This window comes from Streptomyces sp. NPDC051214 (genome assembly GCF_040682375.1).
GTDB lineage: Bacteria > Actinomycetota > Actinomycetes > Streptomycetales > Streptomycetaceae > Streptomyces.
On record NZ_JBFBAT010000014.1, the window covers coordinates 210,523 to 228,535 of the forward strand.

The window sequence follows — 18,013 nt, forward strand, 5'->3', positions numbered from 1 at the left end:
CGTTGCTGCTGCGGCGCGCTGATCGCGCCAGGACGGTGAACGGGGACGGGTCAGCGGCGGTCGTCGCGGAGCCTGCCGATGCGTTCGCGGTCCATGCGGAGTTCGGTGCGGACCAGACGCGTGATGCGGCCGATCATGAGGTGCACGAGTTCGTCGAGCTGGAAGTCCGTGAGGTCCTTCGGGTCGAACGTCCCCTTGGGCACACGGGTGTAGGCGGGCGGCGCGGAGGCGGTAGCGGCGGAGGTGGCCGCCGCGGTGTTCCTGTCGGGCGGGAAGGGCAACGGGTCGTCCTCGACCGTTTCCGGCTCCTGCCTGCTCGACCGAAGCCTCCCCAGCGTGTTCGCGACGGTGGCCGCGGCGGAGGCGGCGAGCGTCTCGGTGGCCGAACGGGTCGCCGAGCGGAACCCTCGCTGTACGACGTGGCCTGCGCCCGCGGGGGTGGCCGTGCGGGCAATGGGCAGGGGCTGGGCCGAAGCCGTCGGGGACGGCGCCGAGGGCGTGGTGAGTCGAGCTACGGGGAGGGGTGGCCGGGGGGTGCCGGCGGCGCGTTGAACCGGCTGGAGCATAGTGGCGTTGAGGTGGGACGAGTGGCGAGGCAGCTTCGGGGCCGCCTCGCCAGGCGTCACAGCGGTCCGCGCCGAAGCGGGTGCGGGCGGCGACTTGGGGGTGGCGGTAGCGCGCTGAACAAGCAGCTCCGCAGGAGCCTGCGGGGAAAGACCGACAGGCAAGTTGGGCGCATCGCGTCGCACGATGGGCGTCGGTCTCGTGCTGATAGGCAGTGAGGTTTCCGGGCTCGACATGGCGGTGCTAGCGAGCGGGGTGGGCGCCCCGGGCCCCTGTGAAGGGGCAGGCAGAGGTGCAAAGTTGGGGTTGAAGGCTCGCTGGACTGCGGGCATCGCCGGGCCCGAGGGCCCCGGCAGGTTGAGGGGTCGGGTCGTATCGCCGGTGGACGGTGCGGACACAGCGGGCGGGTCGAACGGACCGGATGCGGGGGACCCTTGCGCCGACGTAGGTACGTGCGTGCGTGACACGTCGGTCGACGTATAGGGCGAGCGGGAGGAGACGGCCCGCTGAACCGGCGGCGGAGCCGTGCGGTCACCGCCGGGCGATGCGCTGGGGCCCTGCCGCACGGCGTTCGTGAGCGGGACGGCTCCCGGAGGCGGAGCGGACATCGGTGCGCCGAGCGGAGTACGCCCTCGCGGGGCGGGCTTGGTGGCGGGAGCCGTGGAGCGCTGGACCGGGCGCTCGGGCTGCGTGGAGGCCGGACTCGCTGACCGTTCGGCAGGGGTGACGGATGCCTCAGGGGTGGCCCCCGTCGGGCTCGGGTGGGTCGCGGACTGCGGGGGCGACGAAGGCAGGGCGGGCCGTGTCTTCTTGGGCACAGCGTCGGACGTCACCGGGGCGCCGAGGCCCACACGGGGGGCTTTGCGGTGGGCGCTGCGCTGGACTGCCGGGGGCTGGGGGGTGGCGGGCGCTGGGGAGGCGGCTGCAGTCGACGGCTGTGAGCCTGGGGTAGCCGCCTCTCCACGAGATGTCGAGGATGACGCAGGCGAGTTGCTGAGGCTCGCGCGCGACGTACCGCTCCGCGTAAGTGAGTTGCCCGCCGAAGTGCGCGCGTCGGGCGCCGCTACGGATGGGGCGGACGGAGAGGGACGTACCGCGGGGGACGCAGGGCTGTGCGCGTGGGAGATCGCCCGCTGCACCGCCGACCCCGGGTTGGACGGCGCCGACCCCGAATTGGACGCTCGGTTCGGACCTATCGGCTTCGTGGCAGCCGATGCGGAGGTACTCGACGCAGCGGCGGGCGAGGAGGTATCCGGCTGAGGCACGGACGAAGCCGTCGACTCAAGGGCGGGCGCGCTCGACTCACGTCCGGCCCGAGCATGGGGCAGGGGCGCCACCGACGCACGCTGCACGGACGCAGGCAACGGACTCAGCCCGCCCGACACACCCGGCGCGGGTGCAGGCGACGGCACGTCGGGCGGGGAGGTGTCCGGCCGAGGCACGGACGAAGCCGCCGGCTCACGGGCGGGCGCGCTCGACTCGCGTACGGCCCGAGCATGGGGCGGGCGCGCCACCGACGCACGCTGCACGGACGCAGGCGACGGCGCGGCGGCCGGGGAGGCATCCGGCCGAGACGCGGACGGAGCAGCCGGCTTAGGGGCGGTCAGCTCGCTCGTCTCGCGTACGACCCGAGCATGAGGCGCAGACGCCACCGACGCACGCTGCACGGACGCAAGAGACGGACTCGGCGCGCCCGACACACCCGGCGCGGGTGCGGGCGACGGCGCGGCGGCCGAGGAGGTGTCCGGCTGAGGCACGGACGAAGCCGTCGACTCAAGGGCGGGCGCGCTCGACTCGCGTACGGCCCGAGCATGGGGCGGGCGCGCCACCGACGCACGCTGCACGGGCGCAGGCGACGGCGCGACGGCCGGGGAGGCATCCGGCCGAGACGCGGACGAAGCATCTGGCTTAGGGGCAGTCAGCTCGCTCGTCTCGCGTACGACCCGAGCATGAGGCGCAGACGCGACCGACGCACGCTGCACGGACGCAAGAGACGGACTCGGCGCGCCCGACGCACCCAGCGCGGGCGCAGGCGCAGGTGACGGAGTCGCTGCAGGCGCAGACGAAGCACTCGACGCAGGCGACGGACTCGGCGGCGCAGCCGGCGCGGGGGACGCACCAGGCTCACGCACGGCCGAAGCGCCCGGCACCGGATCGGACCCTGCCGGACCCGGCAGACGCGCCAGCGACACAGTCGACCCACCCGCGGGCGAACTCGACGCCGGCCCTGCCGAACCCGGCCCGGACACGGCGACCGAAGTGCTCGGCACACGCTCCACCGAAGAACCTGTCAACGGCCGCGCACCACCACCTTCGCCCGACGAGGGAGCCTCCCACTGCCCGCCACTCGCGTCACCCCGCGTTGGCGCAGGCTCCCGGCGGGACACGGGCAGGGCCCGGCGCTGTACGGCCGCTGGAAAGACCGGTGCTTTGGTGAGCGCGTGCGGCCGAGGCGCCGCCACGGGTGATGCGACCGAGCTCGGCGTCACGCGTACCGCGTGGGAAGCGGCGGGCGACGGCGTGACTGCCGACGCCCCGCTCCCCTCCTGGACGGCACGCGAGCGCTGCACGGTCTGAGGCACAGGACCCTGTCGGTCGGAACCCCGCACCTCAGGGCTCTGCAGCCGCTGTGCTCCCGTGCTCCGGACCCCAGGCACCGCAGCACGCTGCACGGGTACGGGCGCCGCCACCGGCACCGCCCCAGGCCTCCGCGCCGACGCCTGCCCGGCCCCGGTCCCGCGCCGTCCAGCGGCGCCCCCGACAGAGCCCTGCCCCTCGCTACCCGCCGGTCGACGCGACGCGGCACGCCGCCCAGAGCCGCCGGACGCGTCCGCGGATACTCCGGGAGCGTCCGGCGGTGACACCTCCGCCCGCTGCACCTGCCGCAGTGGCGCCACCGGCAGAGGGCGGGCCGACGGGGGCGGTGACGCGGGCGTCCAGGGCGCCGGGTTCGCGGCCCTTTCGAGCCCCGTGACCGGCCGCGCGGTGTCGCTCAGCGTCGCGGACGGCGAGGGGTGCGCCAGGGAGGGAAGGTTGCTCGACAACGTCTCGTTCAGGACGCCGGTGCGGGAGTTCGTCGCCGTGAACGAGGGGTTCTGCCACGTGCCCAGCCGCATGCCGAACGCGGAGTCCGCGACGCCGGTCCCCCCGTCGCGCACGGCCCGCTGGATCGGAGCCAGCCCGGCCCACGCCCCCGCAACCGCTCCGACGCCGCCGGACGGCGAAGCGGAGGTCGACGCAGCCGCGACAGCATCCCCGTCGCCCTCGCCACTCCCGCCGCTGACATCACTCACGGCACCGGCAGCGGCAGCGCCCGCTTCCCGCCCGCGCAGCCGGTCGAAGATTCCCACCGCTCAGCCCTCCGCACCGGCGAGCGTCACGAAGGACGCGATCTGGTCCGCGTACCGGCGGCGGTCGTGGTGTTCCAGGTCCAGGATCGTCTCCAGATTCCAGTGGAAGTGGTAGGCGACGTACGCGATCTCCTCGTGCAGTCGGTCGGTCGCGTACGTCACGATTCCCCCAGGCGGCTCCCGCCGAGTTCCACCTCGAACGGCTCGGAGCAGTGCGGGCACTGCACCGCGGCGCGGGTGTGCCCCTCGGCGTTGATCTGTCGGTAGAAGTCCTGGAGGAACGCGAGGTCGGAGGCGAACAGGTTCTCCACCGTCCCGTCGTGCACCGAAGGCAGCGTGCCCAGGCGCGTGATGACCCGGCCCAGGAGCACCACCGACAGGTACGCGGGGTTCTCCTGGACGCGGACATCACGCAGCGGGATGAGTTCGTCCCGTGCCGTGGACAGGCGCATCACGCCGTCGCGGTGCACGGTGCCCGCCTCGTCCACGTACCCGCGGGGCAGTTGGAAGGGGAACTCCGTGCGCAGGGCCCGCGGCGGGATGTCGTCCTGAGCGGCGGCGGGAGGCGAAGCGGGGGTCTCCGCTCCCGCCGCCGCGGTCCGGGTGGCCGGGGGCGCCGCGACGGCCGTGCCCCCGTCCGGCGTACCGGCAGCCTTGCGGCGCATTACTCGATGACCAGTTCTTCGAAGACGATGGTCACGGTCTCGGTGAGCACGGCGGCCTCGCCGGCCTTCAGGCTGCTGGCGTCGATCTTGCTGCACCAGGCGTTGCGCAGGTTGTAGCGCTTCACCGGGTTGTCCTCGTAGTCCATCATGATGATCGAGGCGTTCTTGCGGGCCGTGCTCATGCGGCCGGTGATCGAGTCGTTGATCCACTGGGTGAACGCGGACGACTGGGTCATGCCGCGCACCACGGTGCACTGGCCGTTCTTCTGCACGCCCGGCAGGATCGCGGTCTCGATCTTGCCCTGCGCGGTGTTCTGCTGGCTGACGATGATGTCCTGCTCGAGGGTCAGGCCGCTTACCTCCTGGAGGTACTCGACCATCACGCCGTCGATCTGCAGACCGAAGTTGTGTGAGGTGAGGGAGTCACCCTGCATGAGACTCATGGGATCGCTGTCCTTCTAGGGCTTCGTGGTCGTGGCGATACGCCGACGAACGGCAGACGAGGGCGGGGGTGAGGACGAGGGGGGACGGCGCCCTACTCGTCCAACTCCCCGTTGCCGCTGGTGAACTGGGAGAGCCGGAAGATCACGAACTCGGCGGGCTTGACCGGGGCGACGCCGATCTCGCACACGACCCGCCCCAGGTCGACCGACTCCGGCGGGTTGGTCTCCTCGTCGCACTTGACGTAGTACGCCTCTTCGGGCCGCTGGCCGAAGAGCGCGCCGTTGCGCCACTCGGTGACCAGGAACGCCGAGATGTTGCGCCGGATCCGGGCCCACAGCGCGTGGTCGTTCGGCTCGAACACCACCCACTGGGTGCCGATCAGGATCGACTCCTCCAGGTAGTTGAAGTACCGGCGGATGTTCAGGTAGCGCCACTCGGGGTCCGAGGCCAGGGTGCGTGCGCCCCAGACGCGGATGCCGCGGCCGGGGAAGGCACGGATGCAGTTGACGCCGATGGGGTTGAGCAGGTCCTGCTCGCCCCGGGTGATCTGCAGCTCCAGGTCGACGGCGCCGCGTACGACCTCGTTGGCGGGGGCCTTGTGCACGCCGCGCTCGGAGTCGTTGCGGGCCCAGATGCCGGCGATGTGGCCGCTGGGCGGCATCATGCGGGCCTTGCCCGACGACGGGTCGAACGTCTTGAGCCAGGGGTAGTACAGGGCCGCGTACTTGGAGTCGTAGCCGGCCGTCTCCCGGCGCCACACCCGGATCTGACGAGCGTTCAGGCTCGGCGGGGGGTCGATGACCGCGACGCGGTCGCCCATCAGCTCGCAGTGGGCGATGAGCCCGAGCTGCACCGCCTTGACGGACTCCAGGTCGATCGAGCCCTGCTGGTAGGCGGCCATGAGGTCGGGGACGGCCACCATGGAGATCTCGTCGATGGCCTCCAGACCGCCGAAGCCGGTGCGGTCGGCGGAGTCGCCGAGGTACTGGGCCGGGCCGGGGTGTGCGGGCCTGGACTGTTCCACGGGCGCGGGGGCCGGGGCGGGAGGCGCGGGCAGGGTGACGGTCTGGTTCTCCGGGCGGGTGAGCTGCGCCCCCGAGGCGTTCTCCGTCACGGTGATGAGCTTGGAGCGCTCCTTGACCTGGGTGACGACGTAGGTCCGGTTGCCCTTCTTGGCGCTCACGTCGAAGGTCTCGACCGGCTTGTCGCCGCTCTTGACGATGAGCTTGAAGCGCTCCGCGGGGCCTTCGCCCTCGGGATCGGCGACCTCGACGCTCAGCGGGCCGTTCGGGCTCTGGGCCGTGGCCGCCACGGAGAAGGCGCCGAGCTGCTGCGGCTCGGCGGCGGGCAAGGCGGCGACAGGTGCCACACCGGTCACCGCGGCCGGAGCGTTGCCGTCCGCGGTCGAGCCCTCGGCGCTGCCGCCCACCCGGACCACGTACGCGGCGGATCCGCCGTTGTTGAAGAAGCCGTAGACGGAGTGCGCCAGGTAGTAGTCGCCGGTGAAGTCGCCGAAGGAGGCGACGTATTGAGTCCAGTTGGTGACCAGCGTGGGCTCGTTCAGCGGTCCGGACGGCGCGAGTCCGACGAAGGCCGCCACGGAGGTGCCCACCCCCTCGATCGGGCGCGAACCACCGGCCACCTCCTCGACGTAGACGCCGGGCGACAAGTAGGACGGCATGCTCTGCTCTCCTCGGGGTACGAGACGGGACGCCTTCAGCCTGGTCGGTGCGAGGCGCCGCCGGAACGTCCTCGGGTGCCGGTTGCCGGGCAACGTCATTGCCCCGAAGGGCAGTTCACGGAACGTGCCCGCGAGGCTGCCCGTACGGCCCTTCCCGGATGGGCGCGGGCCGGGCAAGGCTGGCGGGTCAGCTCTGCCTCGTGCCGAAGGGAACGTCGTGCACGCACACGGAAAACAGCCCCAACAGGCCGCCGATCAGCGCGCGTCCGACCAGGTCAACAAGCCGAGAACGCCGGCCGAGCGGATGCTGCGGCTGCAGGGCCTTGCCGGGAACCTGGCGGTCTCGCGCGCCTTGGCGGAGGAGGAGCACGCCCACGGCCCCGGCTGCGGCCACGCCGAAACACCGGCCACGGACGCGGCCGTGCAGCGGCAGGCGACCCTGGCGGACGCCCTCGCCGAGCCGAGCCGCCCGCTGGAGTCGCGCATCCGGGACAAGGCCGAACGCGTGTACCCGATGAAGTTCGGCCACGTGCAGTGGCACGACGGGCCGGTGGCCCAGCGCGCGGCACGGGAGTTCGGCGCCCACGCGCTCACCGTAGGACCGCACATCCTGGCCGCGGAGCCGAACCTGAGCGACGAGATCAAGCTCCACGAGGTCGACCACACCTACCAGAACGCGATGGGCGATGTGGCCGGGACCGCCGACCGTGCGGGCACGAAGGTCTCGAGCCCCGGCGACCCGTATGAGCTCAAAGCCGCATCGAACGGCAAGAAGGTCGCCCAGGGCGGGACACCCGACCTGTCGTTGCCGGGACGGCCGGCTCCGGTGGAGCAGGACGAGGCCTGAGCGGACGGCGCCTGCCCGATCGGTCAGTACGATCCGCCGGCGCCGCTCATCTGGACGTCGTCATCGCCGCTCATCTGCATCCGGACCATGCGGCCTCCGGCGAAGATGTAGTGATGGCCCGTCTCGTCCTCGATGTAGTACGGCTGTGAGTACGCATCGACGTAGGTCGTGAAGCCCGGGATGTCCTGCGCCGTCACCGGCATCTCCGTGGCGGCGGAACTGCTCTCGCCCCCGTAGTGGGCTGCAGCGCCCCCCGAATAGTCCGCCACGGCAGGTGCGGCATGGGGTGTGGTCGCCCACGTCATGGTCGAGGACTCGGCAGCCGCAGGATAGGCCGGAGCCTCGTCCATCTCGACGTCCTGGGGCGGCTCGGACTTGGCGGGCGCCTCCGGCTGCTTCCCCTGCTTCTTGATGTTGTTGTTGATGATCTTCCGGAGTTTGTCGCCGTTGGCTCCGGTGTGCAGGTACTGGGACATCTCCGGCACGCTGTAGTTCTTGTCCACGCGGAGCTTCATGAGCGTCTTCAGGAGAGCACTGGGCAGCCCCTTGGTGGGCATCTCGCCGGAATCTCTGCCGTCGTGGATCCTCTCCCACTTCTTGGCCCAGTCCCGGTCCTTGCCTCCAAGGCCGCGGACGGTCGCTTTGATGGCGTCCTTGCCGGCCCTGTCGAGCGGGGCTCCCTTGGTGAACTGCTTGTCGGGCGCGGTCTTCTTCGTTCGTCCCTGCCCTTCGTGCTTGTTGGACCTCCCCGGAGTGTGCGTCCAGTGGCCCTCCTTCTCATATTGGGTGAGGTAACTGCCGAACCTGCCCTCAGACATGTCGACGGCACCTGCGATGACCTTGAGGGTCATCGTTCCGCGCCGGTAATGGCCGTAGGCGATCTCAATCGCCTGCTGTCGGCTCTCATTGGTGGCGGGCGCACCCCCCACGCCGTTCCAGAGGTCGTGGAGCTCCTGCGCCTGCTCCTCGGTGAGCACCTCGTTCTTACGGCGCGGAGCCGTGTGCTTCTCCTTGCCCTTCCCGAGGCCCACGTGCGCGGATTCCGCCTGCCACGTCGCCTCCAGGGGGCGTGCGACGCGCGTGTAGGTGCCCTCGTCGTCCATCTCGGCGTCACTGGCGACCGGCGTCACGTCGGCCTGGCGCGACGCGTACTTGCCGGGAACCTTGAGGGCGCGGCCACGGCGGCGGTCCACGGCCCCCTCCGGGGCGGCCTCGTGGATCAGGGCCGGAGTGCTCGTGACATCGTCCTGGACCATCTGCCTGATGTTCTCCAGGTAATGCTCGTCCATGATGTGCCGCTGGTGGTCGACGAGGGAATCCACGGAGCCCTGGAAGTAATGCCCGTAGTTCTCGTCGAAACTCAGGTTCTGGAAACCCATCCGCTCCCGGTAGTACTTCAGCGCCGCGGCGCAGCCCATGCAGGGGCGGTACTTGCCCATGATGGCGAGAGGTTTGTTCTCGACATGGCGGGGTTTGACACGCGCGTGGCTCAGCGCAAGGAGCAGCTTCTGTTCCGCGTGAACGGACCCCTCTTTCTTCATCTCCCCCTTGTGCTTGCCGCTCTTCTTGGCCCTGGGGTCCAGTTCCGCGAAGCGGACCAGGAACACCCGGCCCTCGTACTTGCTGCTGGTGAGCATGGCGTGCAGGCCGGGGTCCTCGATGTTCACGACGATGACCGGCGCGTTGACCTTCGCCTGGAGCGCCAGAGCGGTGGCGTCCGGCCCCCGCCCCTGCTCCCCCGCGCCGCGCTGCCCGCTGAAGACCGCGTCGTTCTTGCGGTGGAAACTCGCCAGCTTCTCCTGGAGGTTCTCCGCCTCATAACCGTGCAGTCCCCGCTTGCGCCCTTCGTCGCTCTGCCGGTACGTCAGCAGTTGCTGCAGCGTGGGGTCCTGTTTGAAGTCCCGCTTCCCCCGGCGTACGAGCGTGTCGATCGACGAGTTGAAGTTCGAGGCGAACACCAGCCGGTCGTTGATCAGCATGCCTTGGACCTCACGGTTGTTGGCATCCTCCGCGGCGGCTTCCGGCTCCTCCGCCTTCGACAGCTCCTGGGCGCCCTTCATGCTGTCGAAGAGCAGGGCGCTGGTCTCCGAGAGGGTTTCCTCGGCTTCCTCGCCCGGCTTGAAGCGGGGAAAGCGCATCCAGAACTCGTCGTGCGCGCGGCCCTGGCGCCGGGCGCCGTAGTTCACCATCGGCGGCGCGTCCACCAGCTCCGCGATGCCGTCCTTGGTCTGCTGGGGAGTCAGGGCCGGGAGCGCACCCGCGCCGTCATGGCCGCCTGCCTCCATGCGCTGCACGGAGTACGCGGCGGACGTGGGGTTCCCGCCGAGCGCCTGGCTGACGGCTGCGTTGCCCACCGAGTCCTGCATGGACTGCACGGTGGCCGGCATGGCCTGCAGCGAGGCGGGAGTGAATGCCCCGGCCGCAGACGGCACAGGGGACGGGGACCGGCCCGGCCGATGCTGTCGCTCCCCGTGGGCCGCCCCTGAATCGTTTCCGTCGTGCCCGCGTGAGCCGACCTGCCGCTGCCGCATGAACGCCTCCTACGTCGGCCGGAGTCGCCGCCATGATCCCCTGGCCGCCGCGCACGGCGCAGGGCCGGAGGGGCGGCTTCGCGGGCAGACCCACGTGCCCCAAAGGACAGGCCCGTTCGGCGCGGCGAGGGATGGGGGGAGCCGGACGGCCGGTCGGTGTCACGGCGACGGCCTTGAGGCTGCCCTTCCAGGCAACCAGGTCTGCCCGGCGGCCTCCTGACGTTGTGCGCGCGCTCTCCTAGCGTCGTGGCGTGAGCCTATGGACTTCCCTGGAACCCGCCTCCGCGACCGTCGATCCCGGCAGCAGCACCACTGTGCGCCTGAAGGTGCGCAACACCGGTGACATCGTCGACGAGTACCGCTTCGAACCCGTCGGCGCCCTCGCGCCCTGGACCACGGTGGAGCCGCCGTCGCTGCGCCTCTATCCGGGCACGACCGGCACGGTGGAGCTGACGTTCGCGCCGCCGCGCACCCCGGACGCGACCGCAGGACCCAATCCGTACGCGGTGCGGATCACACCGACCGAACACCCGGACGCCGTCACCGTCCCCGAGGGCAACCTCACCATCACGCCCTTCACCGAGGTGCGCGCCGAGCTGGTGCCGCCGACGGTCAAGGGACGGTTCAGGGGACGGCCGCGCCTGGCGGTGGACAACCTCGGCAACACCAAGGTCACCGCCTCGCTCAGCGGCAATGACACCGGCGACCGGCTCTCCTACGACCTGCAGCCCAGCAACATCCAGATCGAGCCGGGCCGGGCCGCGTTCGTGAAGACGACGCTGCGGCCCCGGCAGATCACCTGGTTCGGGTCCAAACAGGAGCAGCCCTACACACTGGCCGTACGCCGCTCCGGGACCGAGCCGATGGACGTGGACGGCACCTTCGTGCAGCGCGGGATCCTGCCGGGCTGGCTCGCCACCACCTTCGGGCTGCTCCTCGCGGTGGCGATCGCCTTCGTGGTGATCTGGCTGACGTACAACCCGCAGGTGAAGAGCGTCGCGCGGGAGAAGCCGGTGGAGGCCGGCAAGATCGCGCCGTCCAGTCCGCCCCCTCCCATCAGCAGTGCGCCGCCCGAGCCCGAGGACAAGCCGAAGGAACCGGAGGAGAAGCCCGGCGGCGGTGGCTCGGACGGCGGCGGAGGGGGCGGCGGAGGCGGGGAACAGAAGCCCCCGAAGCCCAAGAAGGAGACCGCCGCCGACGCGGTGCGCAAGCTCGCCGAGCGCAGCGAGGGCCGCCACATCTGCTACCGCGCCTTCGTCGCGGGCGAGGGCTGGCAGGACCCCGTGTGCGACGGGGCCGAGGCCGGCACGGTCGGCAAGAACACGCCCATCAAGGCCCTGAACATCGCGGTGGTCAACACCAACGGCGTCCGCGGCACCGGCGCCTGGGTGGGCGAAGGATGGCGCAAGGAGATCCCGTGGTCGGAGGAGCAGGACGGGAAGAACCTGTACTTCGGCAGTTCGAAGAGCGCCGACCCCGCACTTGAGGGCTACACCTTCATGGTGGTCGACGGCTCTGTGTGCAGCGACGCCCGCGTAAAGGACGAGCAGTGGATGGGCGAGGTGTGCACCGACCCCGGCGGCTGGAAGTACCACGGGAGCCCGATCGAGCAGTACAAGCAGCTCGAGGCGGTCCGCTTCACCGTGTGACGGTCACCAGTTCGCTTCGCCCGGGACGAGCCGGCCCGCCTTGCGGTACTCGCGGCGGGCGCCCTCCAGGAGGTCGCCCGCACCGACCGGTTCGTCCCGGCCGGCCGCGAGGTAGGCGGCGGTGACCACCGCACTGCGGATGGAACCGCCGGCCAGCTCGAAGTCCCGTGCCAGTGTGTCGAGTTCAATGCCCTCGGCGTGGGGGACGTGCTTCAGGCCGTGCCGCCACAGCGCCAGACGCTGCCCCGCGTCCGGAAAGGGAAAATCGACCACCAGGTCCAGGCGGCGGGTGAACGCGTCGTCGATGTTGGCGCGCAGGTTGGTGGTAAGCAGCGCGATGCCGTCGAACGACTCCAGGCGCTGCAGCAGGTAGGCGCTCTCCATGTTGGCGTACCGGTCGTGGGAGTCCTTGACCTCGGAGCGCTTGCCGAAGACGGCGTCGGCCTCGTCGAAGAGGAGCACGGCGTCCGTGCGGTCGGCCTCCGTGAAGATCCGCTCGAGGTTCTTCTCGGTCTCACCGACGTACTTGTCGACGATCGAGGAGAGCTGAACCACGTAGAGGTCCACCCCCAGATCGGCGGCGACCACTTCGGCGGACAGTGTCTTGCCGGTGCCCGACTCCCCCGCGAACAGTCCGAGGACCCCTCGCCCTCGGCCGCCGCCCGCACTGAGCCGCCAGTCGCCCAGCACACGATCGCGGTGGCGGGCACGCAGGGCGAGTTCCTGGAGCTGGGTGAGGGGCGCGCGGGGCAGGACCAGGTCCTGCCACGTCACGTCGGGCCGGATCCGGCGCGCGTGCTGTTCGAGGCCGGAGGCCGTCTGCTGCCGCGCGGCGAGCCGGACATGGGCGGCGGTGAGCGGCGTCCCGTCGAAGTCGGCGAGCGCGGCGGCGGCCAGCGCGGCGCGCCCGATGCGCTCACCACCGAGGCGGTACGGGGCCACGGTGGCGGCCAGGTCGAAGGTGTCGGCGGCCGGACCCAGAGCGGTCCGCCATGCCGCCGCGCCCCCTGCCGGCGGCCGGGGTGCGTGGAGCACCAGCGGATCGTGCGCGGACCACTGCGGGTCGTACGGCCGCGGGTCGGCGAGGAGCACGGTCACGTCCGTGGCGGAGGCCAACGCGGCCACCATCGAGCCCGGTTGCTCGGGCAGGCCGGACACGACGACGGCGCGACCGCTGAGGCGTGCCTCGCGCAGCAGCTCGGGAAGGTGGTCCGCGGGACCGCAGAAGCGCAGTGCGTCGAGGCCTGCCGTGTGCAGGGCCGAGGCGAGGGCGGGCAGGGCGTCACCCTCGCGGCGTTCCTGCAGATAGGCGGTGCAGGGCCCCGCTTCGAGCCGGGCGGCGAGCTGCCGTACGAAGTCCTCGTCATGCGTGATGCCGGGCTGTGGGGCAGGCATCGGCCGCAGCTGGCTCGCCAGCGCGGCATCGGGGGTGGTGTCCCCCAGCAGGTGGGCGGTGAGCCGGTCGGGTACGCGCAAGGAGCGGGTGAGCAGCGGCCGTTCGGCGTCCTCGACCGTCAGCAGGCCGAGGGCGCGCAGCGGTGCCGAGAGGTGGAAGCGGGAGCGGGCGTCCGGCCGGTGTGCGGGGGTCCCGCAGAGCTCCAGGGCGAGTCCCACGGTGGCGCGGCGGCGGCTCACGTCGTCGTTCAGGTAGCCGTATAGCGGCTCGAAGGTACGGTCGAGGTCGGGGGCCAGGGCGATCAGCAGGACCGCCGCGTCCAGTTCCGTCAGGCCAAGCCGTCCGGCGATCTGGGCCAGCCGGTCGTCGGGGTCGCCGAGCCGGCCGGGGTCGTCGGCTCCTCGCGGCCAGGGGACGGGCGCCCCAGGCGCCCGGAGGTCCGTCTCCGGCGCCACCGCGCGTGGCCAGTCGTGCAGCAGATGACGCACGGCTCCCTCGGGCAAGTACAGGCCGCGCAGCGGGTCGTTGGCGGTGGGGTCGCCGGCGGAGCGGTCCTCGACGAGGGCGCTCACCAACTGCCGCAGCCCAGCCAGCCGTTCGAGCAAAAAGGAGGCAGGACCCGTGGGGCCGGCTTCCGGGATACCGGCGGCAGCGGGGAAGCGCTCTTCTTCCAGGGACGAGGTGCTCATGGTCGCTCCGTGCGGTGGGCGGCCGCCTCCTCGTGGGTGGCACGGGCGGCCGCCACCTGGCGGGGCCGGTGCGAGCGATCCGCTGACCGGGGCGGGCCGCCGTCGGCGGCGCGCAGCCGGACCGTCGCGCCCTCGGTGACGGGCGGTCCCGCGTCGTAGTCGGGGTAGGCGGGGAACGGCACGGTCACCGTGAGATCCAGCGAGGGCTTGAGTTCGCCGCCCAGGGCGGACCAGATGTCGGCGAGGGACCTGGCCTCGGACTGACTGCCGGAGACCGTCACCGGAATTGACAGACCAAGACGCCCGAGCGCCTCCGGCAGCGCCTCGGCGGCCAGCAGCTCATGCGGCAGCAGCGTCGCCAACACGGCCGACAGAAGCCGGTGTTCGTCCTGCGGCGTCTTCGTCCAGGCCGTCACCAGATAGGAGAGCCGGAACCAGCGCGGCGGACGGCGGCGCCGGACGACGATGTCACGGTCGTCGCGCAGTCCGGTGTGGCCACGCTGGCGCAGGGACACGTCCTCGCGGATATCGTACAGGTAGGCGTTGACCACCGGGGCGTTGCGCCGGGCCGCCCAGTCGCGCGTGGGCACCTCGAAGGACACGTCGATGTCGGACCCGGACAGTGCCCCTCCGCCGATGAGGCCCTTGAGCACCTCGTCCACCTCATGGATCACCCTTGCGCTCCCACCTGCCGATCGCTCCCCCACCGGCCGTTCACTTCCTCGCCGGCCGCTGACAGCCCTGCCACCGATCGTGCTCCCCGGGCCTGACCTGGCGGCAGGTACGTCAGGGATGACGGCGGGGCAGGGCTTGCTGCCTCAAAGGGCCGCGTGGAAGGCCCGTACGGCCGGACGAGCCGGACGAGTCGGATGAGTCGGACGGCCTAGAGGGCGCAGATGGCTCAGACGCGTCCTGTGGATCAGATGTAGCCCTCGCGCAGGGCGTAGGCCACCACGTGTGCCCGGTTGCGCAGGTTCAGGCGTGTGGTCAGGCCGTGCATGACGTTCTTCACGGTCCGTTCGGAGTACGACAGCTTCATGGCGATCTCCGAGGTGTCGAACCCCTCCGCCACCAGCGCCACCACGTCCACCTCGCGCTTGGTGAAACTCAGGAAGGACCCCGGCAGATCGGTCCCGCCGCGGCGCAGGCGCCCGACCCGGCCCATGAGTTGGCCCAACAGGTCCGCCGGCAGGTCGCCGCCGCCCCTGGCGGTGGTCAGCACGGCCTGGACCAGGCGTTCGGCGGTTGCTTCGTGGCGCCAGACGATGGCGCCCACACCGCATTCGATGACTTCAAGGAGCTCCTGCTCCCGGACCGTGCCCGCGACGAGCACGGCACGTGCCCCCTCGGCGCGCACGGCCCGCCTCAGCCGGGTCAACGCGGCCTCGTCGAGGGTGTCTTCGATGAGCAAGGCCACTGCGGCGGAGCCGGAGTCGGCTTCCAGTTCGACCTCCGGGTGACGGCGCAACTGGCTGAGAACCCCCTCTCGGCTGATGGGGTCGGGGGTGCTGACGGCGACCCGCACGCGGTTGTGCGTCGGTAAGGCGGAGGGCGAGGGAGAGGCCGGGGAGGCCGGGGACGAGCTGGACACGCGGACTTCCTTAACTATGGGACTACGGCGACGAAAGCATCCGAAACCGGCTGGTCAGCGAGACAGCGGGACGGATCTCTCGGACAAGTCCGAACGGCCGGGCGCCGCCGGTACGCGAAGGGCGGGCCGGCGGCGCCCGGTTGAGGTCAGGAGCAGGACTTGTAGAAGTGCTTCCAGCCGTCGGTGGGCATGGCCGGGGGCTCGGCCGGCGTCCCGGTCTCGCCGTACTGCTGCTGCAGTTCGTAGTCGTAGGCACCGGGGCCGCCGCCCGGCTTCGTCAGGCGGATGGAGCGCTCCCACACGCCGTCGCCCGCGTTGTTGAGGACCGCGAGGTCCGGATACGCGTCGCCGCCGTAGTCGGCGATGCGGAGCTGCTTGACCTCGCCCTGCGTGCCGATGTCGGAGCGCTTGGGGGCCGCGGAGCCCAGGTTCGCCCGCTTGAGGGGGCCGGGGCGGAACTCGGCGACGCGTGCCGTGTTGGGGTCGTCGCCACCGGAGGGCGTGACGAGGTTGACGACCATGTCCAGGGTGCCGTCGTTCTGGAAGTCGGCGACCGCGGCGGTGGCGACCTCGCCGGTCTTCGCGCCAAGGAGCTTGCTGACGTTCTGCTTGCTGCCGAAGGTGCCGTCCGCGGCGCCCCACTGGACCGTCATCTTGGTGCCGGTGTGCCCGGGATTGATGATCTTGTCGGGGCGGCCGTCGCCGTCGAGGTCGCCGAGCAGCGTCGTGGCGCCGGCCAGGCAGGGGGAGGCCTGGGCGGCCTGCCCGGGCCGTGCCGCGCCGCCCTCTTCCGGCGACCCGGCCGCGTTCGCCTGATAGCCGGCAGCGGTCAGGGACAGGGCCACCGCGGCGGCCGGAACGGCGATCAGCTGTAAGCGCTTGCGAAGCATCTGGGTAACTCCTCATGTGGTTGCTGTTGGCCGTGCTGGTTGCTGTTGGACGTGCTCGAGGACCGAGCTCGGCGCCCGCACCTCATGCGGTTGATCGCGAGGAGATCGCGATGTGGGGCGCCTGGAGATCTCCCGGATGAGCGCGCCTCGAGCCTGCTGGATGATCGATCCGGACCGCCACACAATCCGGGCAGTTAGGGACGCTGGAACGAGGAATGGCCCTCTGACCAGCCAGAACGCATGCTACCTGGAACGCCGGGGTGGAACGCGGCCGGCTCATCGACGCTGCGGCCGTGGTGTCGGAGCGCATGGCGGTCCCCCCAACAGGTGGTGGATGTTGATCTCTTCTAGGAACAACACCCACTCTGGTCGGGCCCGCTAACGCAGGGCTCCCATCCCACTAACTTCCGCCTAACGCAGGGCGATTGGGCGGCGCCCAGGGCACCGCGATGGGGTGAACCGAGCGCGGAGGGGTACCCCGCCACTCCTCTCTCATCAAGGAGTCAGCGTCATGACGTTCAATCCGTTGGAGCAGCGAGGCATTCCACTGGACCGGCAACTGCGCAGCTGGCGCGAGCTGAACGTGGACCCCATCGATCCGGACCACTGTGACCCGTACACCCGCTGCCGCATCATCACCATGAACGGCATCGAGGTCGAAGCGATCATGTTCAGCCACCAGTTGGCCCGCAACACGGTCGACCCTGAGGTGAAACAGCAGCTGGCGCGCACCCGTTACATCGAGGCCCAGCAGCAGAAAGTGGTCAACTGGCTGCTGCCAGGGGTGTCGTCGGTCCTGGAGACGACGATCGCCTACGAGCAGGTCGCCGTCGACCTGACGGCGTCGGTGGCGCGCATGGAGCCGGACCCGTATCTGCAGCAGGCGTACCAGTTCGGGGTCCTGGAGGACTTCGATCACCTGTACCGCTACGCGAACCTGTACGAGATGATCGAGCACCGCAAGGCGGAGTCGATCGTCGACGGCCTGACCGAGGTCATGCCCGGCCGGCCCACCCGGCTGCACCACCGCAACCCCGTGGACAACGTCCGCGACCCGTACGCCAAGGACGAGACGAACCCGCTGTCCAAGCTGCACGCCCTCACGATCATGTCGGCCGAGCAGCAGACGATGAACTTCTACATGAACACCGGCCCCACCTACATGGAACCGATCGCCCGTCAGCTCTACCAGGAGATCGGCCTGATCGAAGAGGAGCACGTCACCCACTACGAGTCGCTCGTCGACCCGGGAGAGACGTGGTGGGAGCAGCTCGTCAACCACGAGTACAACGAGTGCTACCTCTACCACTCCTTCTTGGAGCAGGAGAGCGACCCCAAGGTCAAGGCGATCTGGGAACTGCACCTCAACATGGAGCTCGAGCACCTGCACATCGCCTGCGATCTCATGCGCAAGCACGACGGCCGGGATCCCGCCTCGGTCCTCGCCCCCGAGCTGCCCGACGTCCTCACCTTCGAGCCGAACAAGGGCTACCTGCGCGGACTCCTGGACACGCAGATGGACCTGACCACGCTGGGGGCGGGGTATGTGCGCGAGGCGCACGAGCGGTTCGAGCAGATGCAGGAGCAGATCCACGGCGGCGAGGCGCCGCCCAGCGACCGGGTCATGACGCAGCACAACGAGATGTTCGGCCGCGAGTACCGGGTGCAGAGCGAGGGCGAGCACCCCGACCCGACCCAGCGCGAGAAGTGAGGGGC

Annotated in this window: 13 protein-coding genes; 3 read left to right on the forward strand and 10 right to left on the reverse strand. The window is 70.8% G+C overall.

The genetic code is table 11. The annotated features are described in order from the left end of the window. Positions 1-50: 50 nt before the first annotated feature. From AB0M70_RS32730 to AB0M70_RS32750, 5 genes are all read right to left on the reverse strand, one after another. Positions 51-566, reverse strand: a complete 516-nt coding sequence (locus AB0M70_RS32730) for an extensin (RefSeq protein WP_365825744.1) — start codon at positions 564-566, stop codon at positions 51-53. 3,351 nt (positions 567-3,917) lie between these two features. Beyond that, on the reverse strand, positions 3,918-4,076 hold the full coding sequence (locus AB0M70_RS32735; protein WP_361195977.1) for a DUF6760 family protein: 159 nt from the start codon (positions 4,074-4,076) through the stop codon (positions 3,918-3,920). After that, positions 4,073-4,579 carry a hypothetical protein gene (locus AB0M70_RS32740; protein ID WP_365825747.1) on the reverse strand — a complete coding sequence of 169 codons (507 nt, stop codon included), beginning with the start codon at positions 4,577-4,579 and terminating at the stop codon, positions 4,073-4,075. The genes AB0M70_RS32735 and AB0M70_RS32740 overlap by 4 nt, the downstream gene beginning before the upstream one ends. Continuing rightward, the gene (locus AB0M70_RS32745) at positions 4,579-5,022 is read right to left on the reverse strand and encodes a phage tail protein (protein WP_361195981.1); all 444 of its coding nucleotides are present in this window, start codon (positions 5,020-5,022) and stop codon (positions 4,579-4,581) included. The genes AB0M70_RS32740 and AB0M70_RS32745 overlap by 1 nt, the downstream gene beginning before the upstream one ends. Before the next feature lie 92 nt (positions 5,023-5,114). Further along, complete coding sequence (locus tag AB0M70_RS32750; RefSeq protein WP_365825749.1) at positions 5,115-6,704, reverse strand: phage tail sheath subtilisin-like domain-containing protein; 1,590 nt, start codon at positions 6,702-6,704, stop codon at positions 5,115-5,117. A gap of 217 nt (positions 6,705-6,921) precedes the next feature. Between AB0M70_RS32750 and AB0M70_RS32755 the strand changes: the two genes are divergently transcribed. Then, on the forward strand, positions 6,922-7,551 hold the full coding sequence (locus tag AB0M70_RS32755; RefSeq protein WP_365825751.1) for a DUF4157 domain-containing protein: 630 nt from the start codon (positions 6,922-6,924) through the stop codon (positions 7,549-7,551). A 23-nt stretch (positions 7,552-7,574) separates the two neighbouring features. On the opposite strand, the gene AB0M70_RS32760 is transcribed toward AB0M70_RS32755, so the two are convergent. Then, the gene (locus AB0M70_RS32760; RefSeq protein WP_365825753.1) at positions 7,575-9,938 is read right to left on the reverse strand and encodes a hypothetical protein; all 2,364 of its coding nucleotides are present in this window, start codon (positions 9,936-9,938) and stop codon (positions 7,575-7,577) included. Positions 9,939-10,333: 395 nt separating this feature from the next. Here AB0M70_RS32760 and AB0M70_RS32765 point away from each other — a divergent pair, with 395 nt between their 5' ends. Further along, entirely contained in the window at positions 10,334-11,731 is a 1,398-nt protein-coding gene (locus AB0M70_RS32765; RefSeq protein WP_365825755.1) for a hydrolase, read from the forward strand. Positions 11,732-11,734: 3 nt separating this feature from the next. On the opposite strand, the gene AB0M70_RS32770 is transcribed toward AB0M70_RS32765, so the two are convergent. The 4 genes from AB0M70_RS32770 to AB0M70_RS32785 all read right to left on the reverse strand — a co-directional run bounded on the left by AB0M70_RS32770 (position 11,735) and on the right by AB0M70_RS32785 (position 16,297). Beyond that, positions 11,735-13,816, reverse strand: coding sequence for an AAA family ATPase (locus AB0M70_RS32770; protein WP_365825757.1), 2,082 nt, complete (start codon positions 13,814-13,816; stop codon positions 11,735-11,737). Continuing rightward, complete coding sequence (locus AB0M70_RS32775; protein WP_365825759.1) at positions 13,813-14,490, reverse strand: DUF4255 domain-containing protein; 678 nt, start codon at positions 14,488-14,490, stop codon at positions 13,813-13,815. Before AB0M70_RS32775 ends, AB0M70_RS32770 begins: the two co-directional genes overlap by 4 nt. Before the next feature lie 245 nt (positions 14,491-14,735). Further along, the gene (locus tag AB0M70_RS32780; protein ID WP_365825810.1) at positions 14,736-15,341 is read right to left on the reverse strand and encodes a response regulator transcription factor; all 606 of its coding nucleotides are present in this window, start codon (positions 15,339-15,341) and stop codon (positions 14,736-14,738) included. 212 nt (positions 15,342-15,553) lie between these two features. Next, entirely contained in the window at positions 15,554-16,297 is a 744-nt protein-coding gene (locus AB0M70_RS32785) for a VCBS repeat-containing protein (RefSeq protein WP_365825761.1), read from the reverse strand. Positions 16,298-16,808: 511 nt separating this feature from the next. Between AB0M70_RS32785 and AB0M70_RS32790 the strand changes: the two genes are divergently transcribed. After that, positions 16,809-18,008 (forward strand): hypothetical protein, encoded by a 1,200-nt coding sequence (locus AB0M70_RS32790; protein ID WP_365825763.1) that lies wholly within the window; start codon positions 16,809-16,811, stop codon positions 18,006-18,008. Positions 18,009-18,013 lie beyond the last annotated feature (5 nt).

Bases quoted from the DNA above. Each gene is read 5' to 3' on its own strand.
- AB0M70_RS32730 (WP_365825744.1), bottom strand. From the start codon at position 566: ATGCTCCAGCCGGTTCAACGCGCCGCCGGCACCCCCCGGCCACCCCTC.
- AB0M70_RS32740 (WP_365825747.1), bottom strand. From the start codon at position 4,579: ATGCGCCGCAAGGCTGCCGGTACGCCGGACGGGGGCACGGCCGTCGCG.
- AB0M70_RS32745 (WP_361195981.1), bottom strand. From the start codon at position 5,022: ATGAGTCTCATGCAGGGTGACTCCCTCACCTCACACAACTTCGGTCTG.
- AB0M70_RS32750 (WP_365825749.1), bottom strand. From the start codon at position 6,704: ATGCCGTCCTACTTGTCGCCCGGCGTCTACGTCGAGGAGGTGGCCGGT.
- AB0M70_RS32760 (WP_365825753.1), bottom strand. From the start codon at position 9,938: ATGCCGGCCACCGTGCAGTCCATGCAGGACTCGGTGGGCAACGCAGCC.
- AB0M70_RS32770 (WP_365825757.1), bottom strand. From the start codon at position 13,816: ATGAGCACCTCGTCCCTGGAAGAAGAGCGCTTCCCCGCTGCCGCCGGT.
- AB0M70_RS32785 (WP_365825761.1), bottom strand. From the start codon at position 16,297: ATGCTTCGCAAGCGCTTACAGCTGATCGCCGTTCCGGCCGCCGCGGTG.
- AB0M70_RS32790 (WP_365825763.1), top strand. From the start codon at position 16,809: ATGACGTTCAATCCGTTGGAGCAGCGAGGCATTCCACTGGACCGGCAA.